Source organism: Fundicoccus culcitae, assembly GCF_024661895.1.
Classification (GTDB): Bacteria; Bacillota; Bacilli; order Lactobacillales; family Aerococcaceae; genus Fundicoccus_A; species Fundicoccus_A culcitae.
This window is the reverse complement of record NZ_CP102453.1, coordinates 3005244-3028041: the sequence shown is the minus strand read 5'-3', so window position 1 is coordinate 3028041 and position 22798 is coordinate 3005244. Positions and strand designations below refer to the sequence as shown.

Annotated in this window: 24 protein-coding genes and 1 other annotated feature; of the genes, 2 read left to right on the top strand and 22 right to left on the bottom strand. The window is 38.0% G+C overall.

Going from position 1 to position 22798, the window contains the following annotated elements:
• Positions 1-30: 30 nt before the first annotated feature.
• The 3 genes from tnpC to NRE15_RS13655 form a co-directional block, all read right to left on the bottom strand.
• Positions 31-1674, bottom strand: a complete 1644-nt coding sequence (gene tnpC, locus NRE15_RS13665; RefSeq protein WP_313793418.1) for an IS66 family transposase — start codon at positions 1672-1674, stop codon at positions 31-33.
• Positions 1675-1764: 90 nt separating this feature from the next.
• Positions 1765-2109 carry an IS66 family insertion sequence element accessory protein TnpB gene (gene tnpB / locus NRE15_RS13660; protein WP_313793417.1) on the bottom strand — a complete coding sequence of 115 codons (345 nt, stop codon included), beginning with the start codon at positions 2107-2109 and terminating at the stop codon, positions 1765-1767.
• A gap of 70 nt (positions 2110-2179) precedes the next feature.
• Positions 2180-3163 carry an IS4 family transposase gene (locus NRE15_RS13655; protein ID WP_313793416.1) on the bottom strand — a complete coding sequence of 328 codons (984 nt, stop codon included), beginning with the start codon at positions 3161-3163 and terminating at the stop codon, positions 2180-2182.
• A gap of 273 nt (positions 3164-3436) precedes the next feature.
• Between NRE15_RS13655 and NRE15_RS13650 the strand changes: the two genes are divergently transcribed.
• Complete coding sequence (locus NRE15_RS13650) at positions 3437-3871, top strand: hypothetical protein (protein WP_313793415.1); 435 nt, start codon at positions 3437-3439, stop codon at positions 3869-3871.
• A 64-nt stretch (positions 3872-3935) separates the two neighbouring features.
• Here the strand turns inward: NRE15_RS13650 and NRE15_RS13645 are convergent, their stop codons facing one another.
• The 14 genes from NRE15_RS13645 to NRE15_RS13580 all read right to left on the bottom strand — a co-directional run bounded on the left by NRE15_RS13645 (position 3936) and on the right by NRE15_RS13580 (position 16958).
• A complete protein-coding gene (locus tag NRE15_RS13645; protein ID WP_313793414.1) occupies positions 3936-4787 on the bottom strand; it encodes a sugar ABC transporter permease in 852 nt (283 codons plus the stop codon).
• A gap of 1 nt (position 4788) precedes the next feature.
• Positions 4789-6093 carry a carbohydrate ABC transporter permease gene (locus NRE15_RS13640; protein ID WP_313793413.1) on the bottom strand — a complete coding sequence of 435 codons (1305 nt, stop codon included), beginning with the start codon at positions 6091-6093 and terminating at the stop codon, positions 4789-4791.
• Between the two features lie 111 nt (positions 6094-6204).
• Positions 6205-7452: an extracellular solute-binding protein gene (locus tag NRE15_RS13635; protein ID WP_313793412.1), complete on the bottom strand. Its 1248-nt coding sequence runs from the start codon at positions 7450-7452 to the stop codon at positions 6205-6207.
• A 176-nt stretch (positions 7453-7628) separates the two neighbouring features.
• Entirely contained in the window at positions 7629-8378 is a 750-nt protein-coding gene (locus NRE15_RS13630; protein ID WP_313793411.1) for a copper homeostasis protein CutC, read from the bottom strand.
• Between the two features lie 172 nt (positions 8379-8550).
• A complete protein-coding gene (locus tag NRE15_RS13625) occupies positions 8551-8769 on the bottom strand; it encodes a hypothetical protein (RefSeq protein ID WP_313793410.1) in 219 nt (72 codons plus the stop codon).
• Between the two features lie 135 nt (positions 8770-8904).
• Entirely contained in the window at positions 8905-9714 is an 810-nt protein-coding gene (locus NRE15_RS13620) for an aldo/keto reductase family protein (protein WP_313793409.1), read from the bottom strand.
• Positions 9715-9772: 58 nt separating this feature from the next.
• Positions 9773-10492, bottom strand: coding sequence for an SDR family oxidoreductase (locus tag NRE15_RS13615; protein ID WP_313793408.1), 720 nt, complete (start codon positions 10490-10492; stop codon positions 9773-9775).
• 129 nt (positions 10493-10621) lie between these two features.
• Positions 10622-11653, bottom strand: a complete 1032-nt coding sequence (locus NRE15_RS13610) for a Gfo/Idh/MocA family protein (RefSeq protein WP_313793407.1) — start codon at positions 11651-11653, stop codon at positions 10622-10624.
• A gap of 105 nt (positions 11654-11758) precedes the next feature.
• Positions 11759-12727 carry a sugar phosphate isomerase/epimerase family protein gene (locus NRE15_RS13605; RefSeq protein ID WP_313793406.1) on the bottom strand — a complete coding sequence of 323 codons (969 nt, stop codon included), beginning with the start codon at positions 12725-12727 and terminating at the stop codon, positions 11759-11761.
• A 33-nt stretch (positions 12728-12760) separates the two neighbouring features.
• Positions 12761-13468 (bottom strand): ThuA domain-containing protein, encoded by a 708-nt coding sequence (locus NRE15_RS13600; RefSeq protein WP_313793405.1) that lies wholly within the window; start codon positions 13466-13468, stop codon positions 12761-12763.
• Positions 13465-14217, bottom strand: a complete 753-nt coding sequence (locus NRE15_RS13595; RefSeq protein WP_313793404.1) for a sugar phosphate isomerase/epimerase family protein — start codon at positions 14215-14217, stop codon at positions 13465-13467. Before NRE15_RS13595 ends, NRE15_RS13600 begins: the two co-directional genes overlap by 4 nt.
• Entirely contained in the window at positions 14217-15308 is a 1092-nt protein-coding gene (locus NRE15_RS13590; protein WP_313793403.1) for a Gfo/Idh/MocA family protein, read from the bottom strand. The genes NRE15_RS13595 and NRE15_RS13590 overlap by 1 nt, the downstream gene beginning before the upstream one ends.
• 280 nt (positions 15309-15588) lie before the next feature.
• The gene (locus NRE15_RS13585) at positions 15589-16473 is read right to left on the bottom strand and encodes an AraC family transcriptional regulator (protein ID WP_313793402.1); all 885 of its coding nucleotides are present in this window, start codon (positions 16471-16473) and stop codon (positions 15589-15591) included.
• A gap of 32 nt (positions 16474-16505) precedes the next feature.
• Positions 16506-16958, bottom strand: coding sequence for a YaiI/YqxD family protein (locus NRE15_RS13580; RefSeq protein WP_313793401.1), 453 nt, complete (start codon positions 16956-16958; stop codon positions 16506-16508).
• Positions 16959-17138: 180 nt separating this feature from the next.
• Here NRE15_RS13580 and NRE15_RS13575 point away from each other — a divergent pair, with 180 nt between their 5' ends.
• On the top strand, positions 17139-18179 hold the full coding sequence (locus NRE15_RS13575) for an alpha/beta fold hydrolase (protein ID WP_313793400.1): 1041 nt from the start codon (positions 17139-17141) through the stop codon (positions 18177-18179).
• A 71-nt stretch (positions 18180-18250) separates the two neighbouring features.
• Here NRE15_RS13575 and NRE15_RS13570 read toward each other — a convergent pair whose 3' ends face one another.
• The 5 genes from NRE15_RS13570 to NRE15_RS13550 form a co-directional block, all read right to left on the bottom strand.
• The gene (locus tag NRE15_RS13570) at positions 18251-18973 is read right to left on the bottom strand and encodes an amino acid ABC transporter ATP-binding protein (protein ID WP_313793399.1); all 723 of its coding nucleotides are present in this window, start codon (positions 18971-18973) and stop codon (positions 18251-18253) included.
• The gene (locus NRE15_RS13565) at positions 18966-19604 is read right to left on the bottom strand and encodes an amino acid ABC transporter permease (protein ID WP_313793398.1); all 639 of its coding nucleotides are present in this window, start codon (positions 19602-19604) and stop codon (positions 18966-18968) included. The genes NRE15_RS13570 and NRE15_RS13565 overlap by 8 nt, the downstream gene beginning before the upstream one ends.
• 40 nt (positions 19605-19644) lie before the next feature.
• Positions 19645-20469, bottom strand: a complete 825-nt coding sequence (locus NRE15_RS13560; protein ID WP_313793397.1) for a transporter substrate-binding domain-containing protein — start codon at positions 20467-20469, stop codon at positions 19645-19647.
• 89 nt (positions 20470-20558) lie between these two features.
• Positions 20559-20774: a binding site (T-box leader), on the bottom strand.
• A gap of 83 nt (positions 20775-20857) precedes the next feature.
• The gene (locus NRE15_RS13555) at positions 20858-21676 is read right to left on the bottom strand and encodes an aldo/keto reductase (RefSeq protein ID WP_313793396.1); all 819 of its coding nucleotides are present in this window, start codon (positions 21674-21676) and stop codon (positions 20858-20860) included.
• Positions 21677-21760: 84 nt separating this feature from the next.
• Positions 21761-22612 carry a helix-turn-helix domain-containing protein gene (locus NRE15_RS13550; protein WP_313793395.1) on the bottom strand — a complete coding sequence of 284 codons (852 nt, stop codon included), beginning with the start codon at positions 22610-22612 and terminating at the stop codon, positions 21761-21763.
• Positions 22613-22798 lie beyond the last annotated feature (186 nt).

The following is a 22798-nucleotide window of genomic DNA, read 5'->3' as shown; positions in this document are numbered from 1 at the left end:
ACGGAAGAAATTCTAGGTTAGTTTAACATATTAAGCTGTTTTTTCTTCAACGACATCACCAATCACCGTTTGTGCAGAACAGGCTTCTTTGATTTCATTAGACCAAGGCATATATTGATCTAATGTAGCTGTCGCTAAATCACTCTCATTCGGTAGGTGTGTCAGAAGATACTGAATGTATTGTTTTGCGTCTAAACCATGTAATTTAGCTGTCTCAATCAGTGAGAGAATAACTGCACCTGCTTGAGCACCGTTAAAAGTAGCCGCAAATTTATAATTATTTCGTCCCATCACTACAGTGCGTATGGAGCGTTCTGCTGCATTATTACTAAGCTCTAAGCGCCCATCCTTTAAAACGTTGTAGAAATACGCTTTATACTCTTTGGCATAACTAAACGCTTTACTCAGTTTGTCTTTCAGGATGGTGTTGGCAGCACACTGATCAATGTAGTTGAAGAGATTGTCCATTAATCGTTTAAGAATGAATTGCCTTTTCTTAAATCGTTCCTCAATGGATAACTCTTTCCATTCACGTTCCTTTCTAAAGATAGTATTTATCATAGTGAGAATCTCATCGGCTGTTGTCTTAGGTAATCCTTTGGAAACTCTACTCGCTTCAAAGAATTTTCGCCTTAGATGTGCCCAACAACCTGCCAACTCTAGGTTCTCGGTTGACTCATCAGCACTGCGATAGACCGCATACATATCACAGTGTATCGTCCCTTCGAAGCTACCAATGACTTCCTTAAACTTATCACTTCCACGCCCATCTTGGTGGGAGAAATACACGACTTTATGGTCATGATGTTGCGAGCTTTGAAGTATCCAATAAAAAGTTTGTTGCTTGTCACTTTCTAGGACACGGAAGGTGGTCTCATCCATATGCGCAATATCATGCATGAGTATTTCATCATGGAGTGCTCGATAAATAAAGCCTAAATAATACTCACAGGCTTTAATATGCCAACGACAAATAGTGGTTCGTGATAAAGGTAATAACAATTTTCTCCAATGGTTTTCTTGGCGGTAAGCTGGTACTTTTAATTCATATTTTTGATAAATCGTCTCTGCAACGACAGAAGCCGACCCAAAGCTATTCACAAAAGGAAGTGAAGGGAGTTCAGATTTTACAAATTGATCTTTATCCGCTTGTGATGAGCAGTGGTCACACTTATAGCTCATTTGATGATGATTAACACATTTGAAATGAGCAGGAACAAACACAAGTTCTTGTTGTACTTGAGCTGGACCAATTAATTTTAATGGATGGTGACAATCATGACAGACTTGTTCTTCATCAGGTAAGTAATGATAGACATCTTCTTGAACATACTGATTGAGAATCTCATCTTTTCTTCCGACGGATTTTTCGCGCGGCTTGGAGCCTTTTGTTGTTTTTTTTTCAGATTTTTCTACAACTGGGGGCTCTGGTTTAGAATATTCCTCATGAGAGATAACTTCCGAGATATCTTCGGAAGGATCCGTGAAGAGATTCGTTTGTCCTTCCGAAATCATCGTTTCTCTTCGAGGGCTATAAGTCATTATTTGATAGGTTGCGAGGTCTTGACGCATGAGTTCAATCTTTATATTCGCAGCTTCAAGTTCGGATTCTAATTGGTTAAATTTTTCTAAAATTTCTGGAATTTCTAGTCCAATAAGTTCGTTTTCGGTCATGTCTATCACCTCTTTTCGCTAGGTCCATTATACCATATACCGAATATATTTACTAGTAAATTTAGCGATTATTCACTAAAAATATAGCGGTTATTTGTTGAAAATATAAGAGGTTTCTAAAGGCGGGTTCAAGGTATCACCTCGTAAAAGACGTTCTAATTGTTGAAGAGAAATTTCCATAAATTTTGGTTCGGTGTATGGCCAAACGAATCCCCCTCGTTCCAATCGATAAACTAAGTCAGTAAATCTAAAACCGTCCCAATAGATGATTCGCAGAATGTTTCTTCGAGAATTACAAAAAAGATAGGCTGCGGTATGATCAGGTTTAAAAGCAGAACTAGATTGAATCAAAGTGCATAGACGTTGGCGATCTTGGTTAGCTGGCGAATAACGAGGCATGAGATAAAGTGTTTCAGGAACTGTAAAGTCAATCATTATTATTGTCACTCCTTTTGTTTGATGAATTAATCATACTAAATCGGAGTAAATTTAAGAAGATACCTCACTATTGGGCGCTTACACATAAAGCTGTCTCAATTCCCCACCGTAAATGGTATAATTCTTTTAAGTCATTTGATGTAAAGCTCTCATCAAGATTGGTTATTAAACATTGGTAAGTGTTTTCGCTCAGCTTGAATCGAACAACTCGCAAAGTTAATTCATAATAATTCTTGCTACCGCGTTCTAAAAAATCAAACTTAGATGTATAAGCTAGAAAACGAAACGATGGATCTTCTGTATATGCTTTAATTCGTGAACGAGCTATCTTTAGAGAAACAATCGTATCGTATTCATCTGTATCTGGCACGTCGGATTTTCGCACAAAATCCCTGTCATTTAAATCTTTGCATCGAATGACGTATTTGTGTTGCAGTTCTTGAAGATGCGCAAACACATTGTAGGAAGGATACCCTCGATCAGCTATGAAGATACTTGGAATATTCGTTTTTATTGTTTTGGCCATTTGTATGAGGCTAGCACGCTCATCCGATTGTCGACTTTTCTGAATATCTACATCAAGAAACTGTTTATTTAATAAATCATATAGAAAATTTAAATGGACCATATTATAACCCGTCGCTTTCTCATCTTTATAATGATTATCATGGTCTGTCACATTCTGAGGTAAAGGTAAATCAGAGCCATCATGGGCAAGCAATCGATAGCCTTTAAATGTTTTGATGTTATCTAAGGTTTGATTAAATCGATGAAATACTTCTTTAAATGCACTCACTTTTAGTTTTGAACGTGCTTGAACAAAAGCTGATGGGGTTGGTGTCTCGGTATGATTGTTCCAAAGCCTAAATAATTCATTATTAAGACTTTCCGCACCAAACTTAATCACTGATTCAATAACAACTGGCATCGTTAATTTGCGATTTCGTGTAAAATCAACATCAGGCTGGTACACGTGGTCTGCTCGGTTTTGACATACGGATTGAATGGCTTCCTTCAAGTGATTAAAAGTAATTTTAGCGAAACGTGACATAGTAATCCCTCCTAAAATAGTCTAATTTTTTGAGATTATTTAGGGGGTTTTCCATTTGTCAAGCGTTTTCACTTGTGTTTTTAACATTTTATATAAATTTTTTATAAATCCAATTAGCAGAATACCAACAAAAAAGCCTATCGAAAGCTCGATAGACTATATTTCTTAACTTAATGACATTGGGATGGAGGGGTCGCCACCTAATAAAGAAAACTTTATCAAACACAATGTTGTATCCGAAATCAACCTGTTCCTCCCCTTCCCACTTACCCTTTGCCGGTCGTCGTTTACTCGCGAAGTCCGCCTTTCGAGTTTGCCGGATCACATCGACAATCGACGTCCGGCAAATTAACAATTACACCTTATTACCCCACTTTGCCGGTCGTCATTTGCTCGCGAAGTCCGCCATTTGAGTTTGCCGGATTACATCGACAATCGATGTCCGGCAAATTTGCATATTCACCTTATTACCCCACTTTGCCGGTCGTCATTTGCTCACGAAGTCCGCCTTTCGAGTTTGCCGGATTACATCAACAATCGACGTCCGGCAAATTAACATTTACACCTTATTACCCCACTTTGCCGGTCGTCGTTTGCTCGCGAAGTCCGCCTTTCGAGTTTGCCGGATTACACCGACAATCGACGTCCGGCAAATTAGGTCATAAGATGAAAATTAGCATGATTGACTTGTCATCCACTTCGCGCTGACCTTTTTTAGATAGAAAAACGACCTACCGGAGTAGATCGTTTGGGGATATTTATTAAAAAGATTTTAGCCTTTGGTTCCTCCGGCAACTAAACCAGACACAAAGTTTTTCTGCAAGAAGAAGAACAAGACGGCGATTGGAACGGCAATCAGAATGGCTCCTGCGGCAAATAGGGCAACCTTTTGGTTTCTGGTGTCACTAATAAAGGTTTGTAACCCTGGGGCCACGGTATAGAATTCTTGTGAACGAAGGAGGAAACGAGATAACATGTAGTCCCCAAATGGTCCCATAAAGGCCCATAGGGCTTGTACTGCAATCATCGGTCTTACCAGTGGCAAGTTAATTTGCCAGAAAATTCTAAAGTGCCCTGCTCCATCTAATTTGGCCGATTCATCCAGTTCATACGGTACAGTGTCAAAATAACCTTTCATTAACCAAGTATTCATTGGAATCCCGCCACCAATATATAGGAAGGTCAAGAACCAATATTCGTTAATCGCATCTAATAGAAGCGCCATAACAAAGAAGGCAGTCAAGGCTGACATGGTTGGGACCATTTGAATGATTAAGAAAAACATCAAACTCTGTTTTCGCCCAACAAATCGATAACGACTGTAGGCATAACCGGCTAGCGTTACGATCGTTACTTGTGCCACCATCGTCGAAACGGCCACGATTAAGGTGTTTTTATACCAAGTTAAGTATAAGGTTTCATTAAAAAGACGTCTGAAGTTATCTAAAGTCCAAATAGAATCTAAATTTAACCGGAAAGCAGTGATATTTCCTGGTTGGAAAGCTGAGCTAGCAGTTACCAATAAAGGATAAATAATAACCACCGCTAAGACTATTAAATAGAAATAGGTAAAGAAACGACCGGCAAATTTCTTCATTTTGGATGTTGTAAATGTTTTATTCATGTTATACATCCTCCATATTAAATGCATTTGTTTTCTTGAAGACAATCAGTGAGAACGAGATAACAATGACCGAAATAATCAAGGTCAACGCGGCAGCGACAGAGAATTGCGGTGTCGTATTCGTTGTTAACTTATAAATCCAGGAGATTAAGATATCGGTGGCTCCGGCTCCTCCACCCACACTTCCCGGCCCCCCATTATTAAAGAGGTAAATCATGGAGAAGTTATTAAAGTTCCCGGTATATTGCGTAACAAAAACTGGTGCAGCGACGGAAAAGATCGCTGGTAATGTAATATGTTGGAATTGTTTAATCGGTCCAGCACCGTCAATCCGAGCTGCTTCGTATAAATCCTCAGAAATAGATTGCAAGATACTGGTAACCATTACATAAATATAAGGGAATCCAAGCCAACCTTGAATCAAAATAATCGCAACTTTTGTCCAGTATGCATTGGTTTTCCAAGCAATCCGTCCAATATTTACAAAGGGAATATTATTTAAAAACGGAATAACTTGTGTATTGATAGCCCCTAAAGAATCATTAAACATATTCGAAAAGCTCAAAATTGTAATAAAGGCTGGAACAGCCCATGGCAATAGATAGATAACACCAAAGAAACGTCTACCTTTAATAAATTTCTGATTTAAGACGACAGCCGTAAAAATACCTAAAACGATTTGTAAGGTCGTTGCACAGACGGTCCAAATGATTGTCCATGAGAACACTGAAACGAAGGCCGAACGGTAAGAACTTAAGAAGAAGATATCTCTAAAGTTTTGTAATCCCACCCAATCCAATAAGTTTGCTGGGGGCATATTTTGAAAATCATAGTTCATAAAGGCCATGAAAATTGTGACCATGACAGGAAAGACAATCGCAAACGCCATAAATATATAAGCCGGAATAATTAATAAATAAGGAAAGCCATTTTCATAAATGGATTTAAATAATTGTTGAACAGTGGTCCCAACGGGTAATCCGTCTTGCCACCGCTTAGCGATTTTTCGTGCATCAATTAGATTAAAGATATAAAAAATTAAAAAGATGATGATGACAATAATTTGAATCGTCCCGCGAATCATCATAAACAACGAATGATCGACCATCGGCGTATCGCCCAAAGTGATAAAACCACGAATGGCATCGGCACCGAAAACATAATTTTCATAAATAAATAATAGTGCAACAGCAATAAAAATAAGGCCTTTGGCCAATTGTTTGTTATATATTTGTCCTAACCCAGGGAATAGAGATAAAACAGTAGCTGTTGTCACACTATGATTGGGTCTTTTGGTTTGTTCCATGAACAAGTCCTCCCACTATTTTCTTTTGTAGGTATCCGATATAGTAAAAATTCTGGCAGGATTTTATCCTACCAGAATCCCTTTTTTTGAATACCTATCATTTAATTTGGATTAGTTAAATTTTTGTTCAATTGATTGGCTAATTAATTCTACCGCATCATTGGCAGATTGTTCAGCTGTTTTGTTACCAGACGCAGCGTCAAACATTAAGTTTTCAGCACCTGGCCATACTTCACCCATTTCAGGAATGTTTGGCATTGGAACAGCACTAGAATAAGTATCAATAACGGCTGCGGTTAAGCTATCGCTATTTTCTGCGGCTGCTGCACGAGCAGCTTGATTAGCAGGTACTTCACGAATCATATCAAACATGGCTGTTTGTTGTTCTTCAGTTGTTACCCAATCTAAGAATTGTTGAGCGGCTTCTTTGTTTGTTGAGTAGTTAGAAATAATCCAGCCTTTACCACCACCAAATGGTTGGTAATCATTACCGTTTGGTAATGTAGGGATTTTAGCAGCTTCAAAATTTACGCCTGCTTCAGCAAAAGCTGTTGCATCCCATGGTCCACCAATGATGACTGCGGTGCTTCCGTCCATAAATGATTGTGTAACAAAGTCACCTGAACCAGTAACATCTAACATACCTTGTGGCCATCTGTTGAACCATTCAATCGCATAGTTGATACCTTCAATGGCACCTTCATTGTTTAATCCAATATCAGTTGGGTCAGTACCATCTTGTCCAAACACATAACCACCGTATCCAGAAATTAAACCATAGGATACATAGAAGTCAGTCCATTTAGCCAAGAATGCAACGTTTTTACCTTCTTCACCTTCAAATGCATAAGCTTCATCTTCTGCTAAAACTTCTAATTCTTCAAAGGTTGTTGGCGCTTCGGCGATTAAATCTGTATTGTAGTACATAACAAGTGATTCAATAATAGCTGGCGCACCAAAAATCGTGTCGTTAGCTGTTACTTGTAATTTATCCGTATCATCAAAGCCTGCATCCTCATTTAGAGTAACTTCTGAGATTTGACCAGTCATGCCTAATGATCCAATTCTATCATAAGGTGCGATTAATACGTCAGCGGCTAAACCAGCAGGTCCATCTAAAGGTAGACCTTCTAAAGATTCAAACATATCTTGTTGAACTAATTCTACCGTAATTCCTGTTTCTTCTTCGAAACCAGCAATATTAGCTTCTAAGTAATCTAAAAGGTTACCATCAACTGCAATACGTAAAGGTTCTTGTGCGGATACTTGCGTTAACCCTACTGCTCCCCCAGCAAATGCAGACAAACCAAGTGCTGCTGATAAAGATCCAACTAGTACTTTTTTCCAATTGAATTTCATTCATTTTCCTCCTGATTTCCGGTTTAACTGAAACCGTTTTATTTATACTTATATTATGCCTCAACGCAAACGTTTTTTCAAGTGTTTTGATGCTGTTACCGTTAACATAAAAATAGTTATTTACATTTATTCTAAACTGTTTTCTAATCAAATTGCCATTTGACTATCATTGATACTTAATTTGACATCCAAACATCCATAATATTTTGAATTTGCTTCAATTGATCCTCATCTGTTTCTGTAAAATCACTTTTAGGATTGACACCATAAGTAACTCCATTACCTCTTGATGTGACATCATATCCACCTTGACTAAAAGAACCATGCAATTGATCAATCCCCGTCTCTTTTTGAATATGCAACATATTGGCTGGTTTAATACCCGCTCCGACAACAAAATCTATTTGCTTGCCATAACGATTTTGCAACGACCACAATTCTTCAATCGCATTCATGGAAACAGCTGCTCGACCACTTGTTAAAATACGATCAACGCCCAACTCAATCAACTTCTCGGTCGCCGTAAAACTATCATAGGCTTCAATGACATCGAACGCACGGTGAAAAACAGCTTTTTTACCGGCTTGATGACACAAATCGACCAGCTGTTTAGTAAATACTTCATCCACTCCTTTGTCTTCATTTAAAGCACCAAAGGCTACACCTTCAATCGGATGACTCAATAAAATAGTTAAGTCCTTTAACATGACCAGTTGCTCATCCTGACTGTAATTAAAACCACCCGGTCTAGGCCGTAGCATAGCTACGATGGGTAGCTCCACCTGCTCTAAAACAGCTTCTAATAAACCTACACTAGGTGTAAGCCCTCCTAACTCTAAGGCACTATTTAATTCAATCCGCATCAACCCATATTTTTCAGCTAACAGACAGCCATGCAGACTCGCCGCACACAATTCGATTATCATCACTATCCCCACCTAACCCATCATTTGCAATTTACACCTTTATTATATAGGAATTCATAAAATAATCGAATGAAAACACTGCTAAAAATTTTTTTGTTTCCTTAATTAAATTTGAACCTAAAAATATCCGACAGGCTAATGCTTTAAACCCGTCGGATGGCAATATTGAAACTTATACTTTCTGTAAGTTATCTTCTTTGTCTTTGTTTTTACGTGATTGAATATAGGTAGCTTCTCCGTATGGTTCAATGGACGTTATTTCTGAACTATAAGAAGATTCATCAATGATGTTTTGGCCTTGCATCAAATCAATAGAACTTGGTTGATTGCGAATCGCTTGATTTTGAACTAAGTTTAGTCTATGTCTGTAAATACGTTGACGTTTCGACATGTCAAATCACCTCATTCAACAGATTTCAAACAAATTAAGCTTTATTTGTTACTTCTATTATACCATGAATTGAAACGTTTTCAGGCTGAAACACTTATAATTTCCTAAAATGAGTAATTTTTCACCAAACACTCATTATAATTTCTTAATGAAGGCTTTCTCGTCTTCCGTTAATGTAAAATCAAATACATCGAAATTTTGTGCTTGGCGCTTGGCATCATGCGATTTAGGAATGACCATCACATCACGGTCAATTTGGTATTGCAGTAAAACTTGTGCCCAGGTTTTGTGATATTTATTAGCAATGGGTTCAAGCTTGGCCTTAATCGAGTCATCGAAACGTGATAAAGGTCCCCAAGATGTTGCAAAAACGCCCTGTTCCATCCCAAACGCAATAATCGCATCATTCCATTTGCCGGGGTGGGATTCCACTTGATTCACCGCTGGGGGAATCGTCCCCTTATCCAACAAATACGCAAGTTGCTCTTCATTAAAATTGGAAACACCTATCGAATTAATGCGACCCGCCTCAGCATGTTTTTCTAACACTTTCCAAGCAGCTAGCATTTCAGCTAAATTATCCCAAGGATGATGAATCAAATATAAATCGATATAATCTGTCTGCAAAGCCTCCAAACTAGCCATCACAGCCGCATCAATCGACGCTTCATCCTTCATGTACGCTGGTTGACCGGGAATTTTGGACACTAAGAAAAATTCACTGCGATCAATTCCTGATTCTTTAACCGCTTTACCGACAACCGCTTCATTACGATACGAAATTGCCGTATCAATCATGCGATAACCGACTTCTATGGAACTAGCCAACTCGGTCGTATCCATATTAATTTTACCATCGTATCGATTGCCTTCTTTACCAAAAGTATTCGTGCCTGTTCCTAAAACCGGCATCAAATAACCACTATTTAGTTTGATTGTTTTCAAAATTAATCACTCCCTATGGTGTTATTTTCAAATAAATATCCCCAAATTTCAAGCAAAGTCACTCGCTACTTTGGGTATATTCCCAACCGTTGTCGTCATGATAAATCATTAACTTACTCATACCCCCATCGACGGTAATCGTTTGACCTGTTATAAAGCCAGCCTTTTCTGAGGCTAAGTATAGGACCAGGTTAGCAATATCGGCCACTTGGCCGACACGTCCGACCGGATGTTGCAAATGGTCTGCTGAGCTTAAGACAGCCGCTGGATTCGTTTCAATCCAACCTGGAGCTACCCCATTCACACGGATCCCTTTGTCCCCTAATGAGATAGCTAAAGCATGGGTCAAAGCTTGAATGCCGCCTTTCGCAGCCGAATAACTTTCTGTTTGAGGTTGACTCATCGCTTGACGACTGGAAGAAATATTAATGATAGCCGATCCTTGAGGCATTAAAGGATACAATAGTTTGCTAAGATAAAAAGGTCCTGTGATGCCTACATTCAGAGCCTGACTAAAAGTTTCAAAGCTAGCTTCATCAATTCCCAACATAGGTGGTAAGGCATTATTGACGAGTATGTCAACTTTCTCAAAATCCTGATTAATTTTATGAACAAAGGCTTCTATATCAGTCGGGTTAGCGACATCGCCTTGAAAATAAGGATTTTCCAACAAATCCATAACAGCAACTTGAGCGCCAGCTTGCATAAATTGAGCGACAATTTCTTTTCCAATCCCCTTAACGCCACCCGTGACCACAACAACTTTATGCTTAAACATCCCTTTCCTCCACTCTTTGATTATTTCCCTCAGATAAAACAATCAAAGAGACTGAAGCATAGGGTATGTCAACAGTCTCTTGTCCTTTGTTTAATTGAGGTTACGTTAAAAGCAAGGTTACCCTGCTTTTTATTGGATGACATCCGCTTCTTCAAAAATACGTTCCATTAATTGCATCACATAACGAACTTCTTCGTTCTTAACAATCGGTTCTGCTCCTTCGCGAACCGTCCGATAAAAGTTAAAGTAGAAACTTTCATTCATCATATGAGGTGTTGGTAATGCTAATTCTTCCGTTGCTTCTTCAGAAGGTGGTGCCATGGTTTTAGTTAAACCAACACCGGCCTGAATAGGTTGAGGTGTCGCAGTACTATCTCCCGTTGCAACGATCATTGTTCCACTTAAATCCCAATCTTCAATAATAGCTGTGCCTTCGGTCCCTTTAACATACCAACGCGGTAATTTAACATAGTTAGTTGTTCCAACTTCAACGACCGATTTAAGTCCATTTTCATGAATAAGGGTAACGGTAAAACCATCATCCACTTCATTACCTAACACAAAACTCAAGTCAGCCCGCATGGTTTTAATCGGACTATCGACTAAAGTATGGATTTGATCCAATAAATGAACGCCCCAATCAAGTATCATACCACCACCTTGGGCTTTCACATGACGCCAATCACCTGGAATACCATTAGCACCATGCACACGTGATTCAATTTGGAAGATTTCACCGATTTGGTGATTATGCATTAACTCTTTAATCACTAAAAAGTCTGGATCCCAACGACGGTTTTGATGCACCATAAAAATACGGTCAGCTTTTTCGGCTACAGCTAAAACCTCATCCAATTCTTCTGTCGATAACATCACAGGCTTTTCACAGATGACATGTTTACCTGCTTCTAAAGCTTGGATGGCAATCGCTTTATGTGAATCATTCGGGGTTGCGATTAAAATCGCTTCAACGGATTTATCTTCTAAGACCGCCTCAAAACTCTCAAAAACATGTAAATCATTTTCTTCGGCTAACGCTCGTTGTTTTTTGGCAATATCCCAAATACCCTTTAAATCAAAATATTCTTCTGGAATTAGGGTACTTGCATGATAGGTACCCATACCACCATAACCAACGATTGCGATTCCTAATTTTTCCATTCCTCTACCACCTTCTCTAAATAACAATCATAAATTCAAAGTAGAGACAGCTACTTTCTCATTTAACTGTCTCTACCATTATACTATTTAATGGGGGAAATGGGGTTAAACCCACCACATTTCTCCTGGTTGATCTTTAATCATAACTTGTTTTAAATTCGTTACCGCCCGCATGAATCCTTCATCAACAGACATGATTGGATCTTCATGTTCAATACTCAAAACATAATCATAACCATATAGACGCAAAGCGGAAATCATATCAGACCAAGTTTGTAAATCATGTCCACAACCGACGGAACGGAAAGTCCATGCCCGTGTTTGAACATTCCCATAGGGTTGCATATCGGTTAAACCATACATATTAATATTGTCTTGATCTAAATAGGTATCTTTGGCATGGAAATGGTGAATCGCATTTTCTTTGCCTAAGATTTTGATAGCTGCAACTGGATCAATGCCTTGCCACCATAGATGACTCGGATCAAAGTTACAACCAATCGCATCACCTGTTGCATCACGTAATTTCAACATGGTATATGGTGTATGAGCTAAGAAACCACCATGTAGTTCAATCCCAATTTTTACCCCTGCAGCAGTGGCTTCTTGATTGATGTCTTTCCAATAAGGAATTAACTTTTTCTCCCATTGGTATTCATAATTATCATTGTATTCAGTCGGCCAAGGCAATACAGGCCAATTCACTTGTGTATCCGTTGCGTTTCCGCCTGATACACCTGAGAAACCATTGACAACGGGCACATTCATCAATGAAGCCAATTTAATGGTATCACGTAATAATTTGTCCGCCTCAGCCGCTTCTTTTGGATTGGGTGAAATTGGATTATGATGGGCACTTAATGCAGAAATTTCTAGCCCTCTGTCTGCTAATTTAGCTAAGTAATCTTTACGGGCTTGTTCACTAGCCAGTAATTCTTGAATATTTAAATGGGCGTCACCGGGTGAACCCCCTGTTCCAATTTCAACCATTTGCAATCCAGCGTCGGCTACTTTATCAATCATCGCTTCAAAACTTAAGTTATTAAAAACGGGTGTAAAAACGCCTAATTTCATTTGAAAATCCTCCTTACAGATTTTTGTAGATATTTATTGTTCAAGGGCTTGATAATGGCCATAGTATACACATTCTTGTTCAGTCGGATTCGCCCAATGAATCGCATTCCGAATGACTTTTTGGACCATTGGTTGGTAGTAGGTCGGGTAGGTTTCATGACCGGGTTGGAAATAGAAAATTTTGCCTTGCCCACGGCGGAAGGTACAGCCAGAACGGAAAACCTCGCCCCCTGGGAACCAGCTGACAAAAACAAGTTCGTCTGGTGCTGGAATATCAAAATGTTCACCATACATTTCTTCTTGTTCAATTTCAAAATATTCGCCTACACCGGCCGCAATAGGATGGGAAGGATTAACATTCCATAAACGGGTGTGTTTACCATCTTCACGCCATTTTAGGTTACAGCTTGTTCCCATTAAACGTTGAAAGATTTTTGAAAAGTGACCTGAGTGTAATACGATTAATCCCATACCGGCTAAGACTCTTTGTTGAACACGGTCTACAATTTCATCAGCTACTTCATCATGGGCCATATGTCCCCACCAAATAAGAACATCGGTGGCATTAAGGACCTCTTCGGTCAAACCATGTTCGGCTTCATCAAGAGTTGCTGTTTTAACTTCAAAATCTTCGCTTAAAAACGAAGCAATTTGTTGATGAATACCCTCAGGATAAACGGCTTTGACCTCAGCATCTGTTGTCTCATGTCTAAATTCATTCCAAACCGTTACCCGAATCATTTAGCAACCTCCTTAACAATCTCACGTAGCGCTTTAACATTTGCAGCAGCTGCTTCGAGGGGTGTTGCCGTTCGGAAGGCTTCTTGTTCAATCACAAGCCATGGGTGTTCTAAACGTGAAGCAACTTTTACATAATCAGCAATCGGCAACGTGCCTTCACCAATTTGAATACTTTCTTGATTGGTTGCATCGAAGTCTTTAATATGCAACATCCCCACACTATCCGTATGTTTCTTAATCCATTTAACTGAATCAACACCTGCAAAATTCACCCAATACGTGTCAATTTCTAATAAAATCGAAGGCGCTAACTTTGCTGCTAAATCTAAAATATCATAACCTTTTGAGCCATCGAATTCGTGATTATGATTATGGTAGCCTAACATGATGTCCTCGTCATTTAAGCGTCTGGCGATAGCTTCCATTTCTTTCCAGAAATTTTCCCAACCTGCTAAATTATCAAATGTAGCATAAGGAACGATAATGAATTTATTCCCAACTGTTTTAGCATATTCAATTTCAGCTTCTAAGTCATTTTGTAACGACTCAAAGGGGGTGTGCGAAGCAGCTACTTGTAGATGATATTCGTCTAACCATGATTTAACATCTTCAGCCTTATGACCAAAATAACCGGCAAATTCGACACCATCATAACCCATTTGGGAAACTTCTTTTAAGGAATTTTCTAAATTATCTTGAATGTGTTCTTTGATACTCCATAATTGTAAAGCAATCTTAGGTATACTCATTAAGCTTCTCCTTCACCATTGAAGTAAACAGGTTTACCCGTTTTTGATGATTCATAGATAGCTTCCAAAATTTCGGTAACAACTAAAGCTTGTTCAGGTAAAACCACTGGTGTTGTATCATTTAAAATCGCATCAATCCATTGACGCGCTTCAATTAATTCAGGGTCATTTTCCATTCCTTCATAAAAATCAACGCCACCTGTGGTTAAATTAACTTCTTTTTCATACATCAAACCATATTCTTCACCATTAATCGTTAAACCATTATTCATATCAGCTCCAGCTTTATCCCCCATTAAGGTCGTTTTAGCTTCCTTAACATCTAAGGTATTTAAAGCCCAGCTTGCCTCTAGGAAAATTGACGCCCCATTTTCCATAACGACATAACCAAAAGCAGAATCTTCGACCGTAAATTTAGACGGATCCCATGGACCCCATGCGTTAGCTGAATTTTTATGTTCTGCCAATTTATGATAAGCATTTCCAACCACAAATTTTGGTTTATAATTGTTCATTAACCATAAAGTTAAATCGAGAGCGTGTGTACCAATGTCAATTAACGGTCCCCCACCTTGAGCTTCTTCGTCTAAGAAAACACCCCAAGTTGGTACCGCACGACGACGAATCGCATGTGCTTTAGCAAAATAAATATCTCCTAAACCACCATCTTCAACAATTTTATGTAAATGTTGCGAATCTGTTCTGAAACGGTTTTGGTAGCCAATGGTTAATTTTTTCCCCGTACGTTTAGCGGCTTCCACCATGGCACGGGCTTCCTTTGCCGTTTTAGCCATAGGTTTTTCACACATAACATGACAATCAGCTTCTAAGGCAGCGATTGAAAGTTCAGCATGTGACGAATTAGGTGTACAAACATGAACCACATCTAAATCAACTTTGTCTAACATTTCTTGATAGTCAGCAAAAACTTCTGTATCAGCAGTACCAAATTCTTTCTTGGCATCCACAGCACGTTCTACAATAATGTCACATAAAGCAACGATTTCTACCTCTTCAATCTGTGCTAATGCTGGCAAGTGTTTTTTTGTTCCAATTCCACCACAACCAATAACTCCAACTCTAAGTGTCATAAAAAATCCTCCTGTTAACGTTTTCTATCACTTATATAATAAGCCATTTTCATTTGAATTTCTTCCTAAATCGATTGGAAATATTCCCGTATATTGCTCTCGAATTTATAGAAAAATATTTTTCTGTCTTTCTGAATCAATTGAGCGCGTTAGGGCTGATTCCTATTATTTCAGCTAGTAATATTCAGCTCACAATATTATAACAGTCCAATGTACAGCTTTTTACGCAAAAAATAGCCTTAATCCAACTAAATGATGTTGAACGAAGGCATATATGTCATTAACTTATTTTTGATTTCATTTTTCTTTGGAGTGATTTTTGATACTGCAAAGGTGATATACCCATTTGTTCTTTAAAAACATGATGAAAGGTTTTTACACTCCCAAAACCTGACTTTTCAGCTACTTCTGTCATAGGGACATCTTCATTGGCTAAAATAAACATGGCTTGATTTAAACGATATTCACGTAAAAACTCCACGAAGGTCATGCCCATATTCTTTTTAAAAAAACGTGTAAAATAATAAGGACTAAAGCCAACCGCCTCAGCGACATCACCCAAAGTTATCTGTTCGAAATAATGCGCTTCTATATATTCGACGGCATCATTGACTTGATCTAAAACATCTTTGGATTGGTTAGTTGATTTTGTCCGTACAGCCGTCGAGGACTGCTTGGGTATTTCATGAAAGTATAAACTAACCAATTGATATAAATCAGCCATTACCAAATACTTTTTACCTTCCAGCGAACTGTTAACCGTTTGATGCAATTGCCGCACCAACTGCTCTACTTTACGCGCCGTTTCTGCTTGCCAATTGGCACTATGACGCTCTCCTTGACTAAACACCTCCACCAAAGAGCGATCATCTTTTTGTGCCAAACTATTTTCGCGCAATAAACTCAAATCAAATTGCAGAACAATACGCTCACTATTTGGAGAAGCTAAAAAATAATGCGGTTCTCCACTAGCAAAAAAGATAGTTTCACCTTCTTGAACGGTAATAACTTGATTGTTGACACCGATATTGATATGCCCTTTATCCGCATGAATAATTTCAATTTCTTTATGCCAATGCGGGTAGACAATTGTCATCCCATCATTTGTAAATGATCTAATCTGAAAATTTGAATCAAATTCAGGTATCTCTAAATACACACTCATAAAATCCTATTGCCCCTTCATCTGAAATCTGGCTAATCAGATGGTAAATGATCTTCAATCAATCTTTGTAACGATTGACTAAATGATTGTCGGTTTTCATCTGAATATTTGCTAATACTTTTTGTTCGTAAGCCTTGTTTTCGCATCTGTTGGCCAATATGGCGTTGCCATAACAATTGATCAATGTTGTCTTGTGTATACACCATCCCACTTTGATTAATAACATTGGCTTTATTAATCAACAAAGAAGCCAATCCATAATCTTGAGTGACCAAAATATCGTTTGGCTCAATTAAAGATATAATTTTGAAATCAACCGCATCTTTACCTTTGTCCACATAGATAAATGTAACAAAATCAGGATATATTTTGTTAGTATAATGTTCGAATGCGGTGACCATAATAACCTCTAAATGGTATCTTTTCGCTAGTTTTATCACCTCGTCCTTGACCGGAGAGCCATCTGCATCAATATATATTTTCATCAATTAATCCTATCTACTCTATTTCTATTTTCAATCATTACTCTCTATTAATATATTACCCTATTTTAAGCATTATTGGGTCGAATTTGCTTATTAATCTTTGTTATTATCTTTTCTTATTTGCTCTTGTAAACTCCTTTCATTATAATTAGATTCAATAAACCGTTAGGAGCTTTCACCATGCTAAAAAAAATATCAAAGATGTTATTGAAATGGTTGCTAGTATTAGTGGCATTGGTTTTTGTCTTTATAATGATTGTTATAATAAAAGTTCATTTCCAACGTCAAGCGGTTATTAATTCAAACAGTATTTCAGAAACAAGAACCTATCAATTAGGAGGACATGAACAAACGGTTTTAATCGAAGGGAAAGCAAGTGACTTGCCCATCGTGATTTTTTTACATGGTGGCCCAGGCTCACCAATTCCTTTCAACGTTGGCTCAAGAGGAATATTACCCGAATTAACCGACCATAATCTATTAGTTTTATGGGATCAATGGGGATCAGGTATTAATAATGCACCCATCGATGATTCCTATCAAATTGAAGATTTAGTTAATATGACGGTCGATTTAATTGATGCCATCCATGAAGATTTTCCCAATAACGATATTCAACTTTTTGGTGTTTCTTGGGGGTCTGTCTTATCTGCTTATGCAGCCGCCGAACGACCTGATTTAATTGACCGGGTGGTCGTGTATGGACAAGTGAGTAAGAGCATCTTCTTTAATGAAGAAATTTTTCAACTTATGGAACAAATGTCTTTGAATGATGAAGAAACCATTCACTTTCAACAGATAATGATGGCTGAAGATTATTCAATGAATGACCTTGAATTTGTCTCGAACAAAATCATCAATGCCGGCTATTATTTTTCTGATGGTTTATTTAGATACGGCTTACTTGAATTACTTGTCGGGATTCTCACCAGCCCTGATTACACTTTTTCTGATAAAAGTGCTTTAAGCAGTAATGGCTATCAAGATAACACGTCACTGATGCTAGAATTAATAAACACTGATTTATCCGCTGTTTTCCGGGACATTCAAATACCTTACCAAATTTATCAAGGTGAAAATGATGTCATTACATCAACGAAACAACTAGTGCAAGTAATCGAAGAAATCGATAATCCCCATCTATCTATAGAAATTATCGAAAACAATGCGCATTTTCCAAGTTGGAAAACCATCCAATTTTTGTTAAGTCAATTTGAGTAATAGCCCAAATAATGAAAAGAGCCTGTAGCATAGATAGTTATGCATACAGGCTTTTATTAATAGATAAAGCATTATAGAACTTTTGACAAAAACTCAATGGTTCTTGCTTCTTGAGGATGATTCAAAAGTTGTTCCGGACTTCCTGTTTCAACTAATTGACCCGCATCCATAAACACAATCCGCGAAGCAACTTCACGAGCAAAGCCTAATTCATGCGTAACCACGACCATGGTCATTCCTTCGAGTGCTAGTTGTTTCATAACCGCCAAAACTTCAGAAACCATTTCAGGATCTAAAGCCGAGGTTGGTTCATCAAACAACATGACATCCGGTTGCATCGCTAAAGCTCTAGCTATCGCCACCCGTTGAGCTTGCCCACCGGATAAAGACGAAGGATATACATCCGCCTTATCACTCAAACCCATTTTCTGTAGCAAGTCCATCGCTAGTTCAACAGCTTGTGCTTGTGTGAATCCTTTAAGATTAATGGGACCAAACGTAATATTATCCATAACGGTTAGGTGAGGGAAGAGATTAAAGTTTTGAAAAACCATCCCCATATGTTGCCGGATTTCTTCTAATTTGGTATCTTTAGCCGTAATTTCCGTTCCCTTGAAATAAATCTTTCCAGATGTCGGCACCTCTAAGAGATTGAGACAACGTAACAAAGTCGATTTACCGGACCCCGATGGACCAATAATAACTAAGACTTCCCCTTCGTTAACTTCCTGATTTATATTCGTTAAAACTTCTTTATCACCAAAAGATTTATATAAATTTTGTACTTTAATCACTGGCTTTTAACCTCTTTTCTAAACGTCCCACACCGTAGGCAATCACTGATGTTAATATTAAATAAATCCCTGCGGCTATAAATAAAGGTGGAAAGATTTGAAAAGTAGCCCCTCTGACAATGTCAGAAGCAAACATAATATCGCGAATACCTAAATAAGAAACAATAGACGTTTCCTTAATTAAAGCCGCAAACTCATTCCCAATGGCTGGAAGGATATTTTTTATCGCTTGGGGAAAAATTATCTTTTGCATCGCAAGTTTTCGCGACATCCCAATTGCTAAAGCTGCTTCCATTTGTCCTTTATCGACCGACTGAATCCCACTTCTAATAATCTCAGCTACATAGGCAGTTGCATTAAAACCAACCGCAATAACGCCTGACGCAAAACTTGATAAATTTAAAGAGGTCAAACCAAAATAAATGATAAATAATTGAACCAGCAATGGCGTTCCACGCACTACCTGGATATACGCTTTTGCGAATAAATTTAACCATGTATTCTGTGACAAGCGTAAAAGGGCTAATAAAGATCCAAAGACTAAACCGATTAATACCGCAAAAAATGAAATTAATATGGTATTAATTGTCCCTTCTAAGAAAATCGGCCAATATTCAAACAATAAATCCATCTATAAACTTCCTTTCAAACCCACCCAATATTATTTTGTATTACTCAACTGAACCAGCCATTAAATCGATATTTTTGATGAAAAGTTCCTCAATTTCACCCGATTCGGTTAATTCGTCTAGTACCGCTTGGATTTCGACTAACAAGGCTTCGTTGCCTTTAGCAATAGCAATAGCTGTCCCATCTTCTTCATGTGGCACTTCAAAATTGGCAATCGCGATATCTGGATTAACAGACACAAACTGTTCACCTACAATTTTATCAATGATGATAGCATCTAAACGATTGGTCATCATTGCAGCAATCAAGGCATCATTTTTTGGCATCGACGTAATTTCAGCTTCAGTTAAAGTTTCATTAACAAAAGCTTCCTGTGACGTTCCTTTTTGAACACCTACTTTAAGATTAGCAATATCATTAAAATCAGCATAGTCTCCAACTTTATCTGCTGGTACTAAGGCAACAAAGCCTGATTGATAATAAATGTCACTAAAATCTACTTCTTTCTTTCTTTCTTCTGTTGGGTTCATACCAGCCATTACCATATCGACACGGCCTGTTTTTACGGCTGCCACTAAACTATCAAAGTTCATATCTTCAACCACTAACTCTACCTCTAAGGCATCCGCAATCGCTTGAGCAATATCAATATCAAAGCCAACAATCGTATCTTGACCATCTTCGACTAAATGCCATTCAAATGGCGGGAAATCGGCTGAGGTACCTAACACAATTTTACCATCTGCTTTAATTTTATCCAACACAGGACTTTCACTATCTTGAGCTTGAACAGATGCGGTAACCCCTACTAAGCCTAAACTTAAAGTCATGGCTGCTAACATTAATTTTTTAACTAAATTTTTCATAATAAATATCCCCTCAATATTATATTTTACATTCAAACCAACAATGAGCTGAGAATACAAAAAATCCCGTCTCTCTACCTAATATAGGTAAAAGAGACGGGATTTCCCGCGGTACCACTCTACTTGACGGGGACAAGTGTCCCGATCCGCTCATTTTTTAACGCATAGAACTGCGAAAGTGGATACTATCTTCTCCACCTTGTCTCAAGAGTGCGCTTCAAATAATTGGTAAACGATGAGCTTCCACTCTGTCTCATCTCGCTGGCTTTACGAAATTATTCTACTCTCTCTATCAATGACGTAAGTTGATTTAAATGTTAAGGTGATTATACGAGCAAAAAAACAGATTGTCAACTATAAAATTCATAATTCTCATTTATTTATAATTTTATAAGCTATCTAAATAAGCCATATCGTCGGCTTCAATTGAAAAATCAACGTCCGCATTTTGTAAAATATAATCTTCATGCACAGATTTTGGTAACGGCAAAATATCTTTTTCTAATAGATATCGAATACAAATTTGTGGAATTGATTTATCATATTTGTCCGCAATTGCCTTAATTTGTTGATTATCTAATAACCGACCGGTTGCGATGGGTGAGTAACCTTCCAAAAGAATATGGTTATTTTGACAAAAAGCCAGTAATTCTTGGTTCGTCCGACCAATATGATAAATAACTTGATTCACATGAGGAGCAACCGTTGTCGTTGCCATTAAATGTTCTAAATCATCAATACTAAAATTAGAAACACCAATCGCTTTTAGTTGACCCGCTTCATACGCTTCAACCATGGCGCGCCACACATTAGCATTTTCTTCATAATAATGATTTTCAATAGGTCGATCATGCATCACCTGCCAAGGACGTGGCGCATGAATTAAAATCAAATCAATATATTCGACATCTAATTCTTTTAAAGACTGTTCAATGGTTGCTTTGGCTTCATCATAAGTTTTCACTTCACCAGGAATCTTCGTTGTAATATAGACCGTATCCCGATCTAGACCACTATCCTTGACTGCTTTACCCACCGCTTGTTGGTTACGATAACTTACAGCCGTATCCACATGCAAATAACCATTTTCTAAAGCGAATTTGGTACTATTATACGCTTCATCGGGTGACATTTGCCATGTACCTAACCCAATTTTGGGAATTTCAACCCCATTTGCTAAAGTAAACGTTTGTTGTAAAACACGCATTTTATGACCTCCTAAATTAATGTTACCTATACTATACTCCTCAATCCGCATTTCATAAATAAATATCACTTATTGCAGTGAGATTTATTCAGGGGGTGTGGTCTTTTTTTGTCTTTCGTAAAAGATTAAACCGACACCGATAGCGACTAGTATAACAATCGATAAGATGTTCCAAACTGTAAAGAAGGGTCTATCTAAATTGTATGACACGACAAAGTTAATCACGGCGGATAAAATGGCTCCACCAAAAGCGGCAACCATACCAATACGTATCCAAGGAAAATCATAGTAGCGATAAACAACATAGAGTCCCCATAAATAGAAATAGGCTGCGACAGCGACTGGAATCGCTATGCGAATCAAAATACCGTCTAAAGATAATACATTATCCAGTAAGTACAAATATGGAATGGTTAAAATCGACATGGTGACCATACTCGTTAAAATGGGTTGTTTTTTCATAATAAATATCGGAATGATGGAGCCCCAGGCAAAACCAATTGAAATGAGCACGATTAATGACCAAGTAAAACGTCCAATCGTTAAAAAGTCAATGAGCATGCAAGATGCGATAACTATTAATAAAACGAGCGACACGAGGGAGAACCATTTTTTTCTGGAAACATCTTGCTGTTCAATAGAACTTGTTGCCGCATATTCAAAAAATTGTGGATCGGTGGTTGTTCTTTCTTCGCCTTCACTATCACTACTAATCGAACCATTGATAATATCTTCGGTTGACACGTTATACAGATTGGCGAGTGGTTGTAGCAGGGTAATTTCAGGCAAGTAGGTGCCTTTTTCCCACTGATGAATCACACGTTCAGTCACCCCTAAGGCTTCAGCAACATCTTTTTCAGTTAAATTCTTTTCAAGTCGTAGCGTTCGAAGAAACGTCCCTATTTGGGCGTGTTTCTGATTATGTTTCATTTTCATGGGAACCCTCTACTTTCTATTTGAAATCAGTCTTTTTTGCAAAAACACAAATATCTATCAAGCAATTTCATTATAACACGGATAAGGGGGTTTGTAATTTTATAGAGTTGAATTTGAGGGTAATTATTTTGCTTGGGTGGGATTGAGGGGGATTCGCTACAAAAATCCGAGCTTTTACATATCGTG

Excerpts from the sequence above, each read along its gene's own strand:
- tnpC (WP_313793418.1), bottom strand. The coding sequence starts at position 1,674 with ATGACCGAAAACGAACTTATTGGACTAGAAATTCCAGAAATTTTAGAA.
- tnpB (WP_313793417.1), bottom strand. The coding sequence starts at position 2,109 with ATGATTGACTTTACAGTTCCTGAAACACTTTATCTCATGCCTCGTTAT.
- NRE15_RS13655 (WP_313793416.1), bottom strand. The coding sequence starts at position 3,163 with ATGTCACGTTTCGCTAAAATTACTTTTAATCACTTGAAGGAAGCCATT.
- NRE15_RS13645 (WP_313793414.1), bottom strand. The coding sequence starts at position 4,787 with ATGAATAAAACATTTACAACATCCAAAATGAAGAAATTTGCCGGTCGT.
- NRE15_RS13640 (WP_313793413.1), bottom strand. The coding sequence starts at position 6,093 with ATGGAACAAACCAAAAGACCCAATCATAGTGTGACAACAGCTACTGTT.
- NRE15_RS13635 (WP_313793412.1), bottom strand. The coding sequence starts at position 7,452 with ATGAAATTCAATTGGAAAAAAGTACTAGTTGGATCTTTATCAGCAGCA.
- NRE15_RS13630 (WP_313793411.1), bottom strand. The coding sequence starts at position 8,378 with ATGATAATCGAATTGTGTGCGGCGAGTCTGCATGGCTGTCTGTTAGCT.
- NRE15_RS13625 (WP_313793410.1), bottom strand. The coding sequence starts at position 8,769 with ATGTCGAAACGTCAACGTATTTACAGACATAGACTAAACTTAGTTCAA.
- NRE15_RS13615 (WP_313793408.1), bottom strand. The coding sequence starts at position 10,492 with ATGTTTAAGCATAAAGTTGTTGTGGTCACGGGTGGCGTTAAGGGGATT.
- NRE15_RS13610 (WP_313793407.1), bottom strand. The coding sequence starts at position 11,653 with ATGGAAAAATTAGGAATCGCAATCGTTGGTTATGGTGGTATGGGTACC.
- NRE15_RS13605 (WP_313793406.1), bottom strand. The coding sequence starts at position 12,727 with ATGAAATTAGGCGTTTTTACACCCGTTTTTAATAACTTAAGTTTTGAA.
- NRE15_RS13600 (WP_313793405.1), bottom strand. The coding sequence starts at position 13,468 with ATGATTCGGGTAACGGTTTGGAATGAATTTAGACATGAGACAACAGAT.
- NRE15_RS13595 (WP_313793404.1), bottom strand. The coding sequence starts at position 14,217 with ATGAGTATACCTAAGATTGCTTTACAATTATGGAGTATCAAAGAACAC.
- NRE15_RS13590 (WP_313793403.1), bottom strand. The coding sequence starts at position 15,308 with ATGACACTTAGAGTTGGAGTTATTGGTTGTGGTGGAATTGGAACAAAA.
- NRE15_RS13585 (WP_313793402.1), bottom strand. The coding sequence starts at position 16,473 with ATGAGTGTGTATTTAGAGATACCTGAATTTGATTCAAATTTTCAGATT.
- NRE15_RS13580 (WP_313793401.1), bottom strand. The coding sequence starts at position 16,958 with ATGAAAATATATATTGATGCAGATGGCTCTCCGGTCAAGGACGAGGTG.
- NRE15_RS13575 (WP_313793400.1), top strand. The coding sequence starts at position 17,139 with ATGCTAAAAAAAATATCAAAGATGTTATTGAAATGGTTGCTAGTATTA.
- NRE15_RS13565 (WP_313793398.1), bottom strand. The coding sequence starts at position 19,604 with ATGGATTTATTGTTTGAATATTGGCCGATTTTCTTAGAAGGGACAATT.
- NRE15_RS13560 (WP_313793397.1), bottom strand. The coding sequence starts at position 20,469 with ATGAAAAATTTAGTTAAAAAATTAATGTTAGCAGCCATGACTTTAAGT.
- NRE15_RS13555 (WP_313793396.1), bottom strand. The coding sequence starts at position 21,676 with ATGCGTGTTTTACAACAAACGTTTACTTTAGCAAATGGGGTTGAAATT.
- NRE15_RS13550 (WP_313793395.1), bottom strand. The coding sequence starts at position 22,612 with ATGAAAATGAAACATAATCAGAAACACGCCCAAATAGGGACGTTTCTT.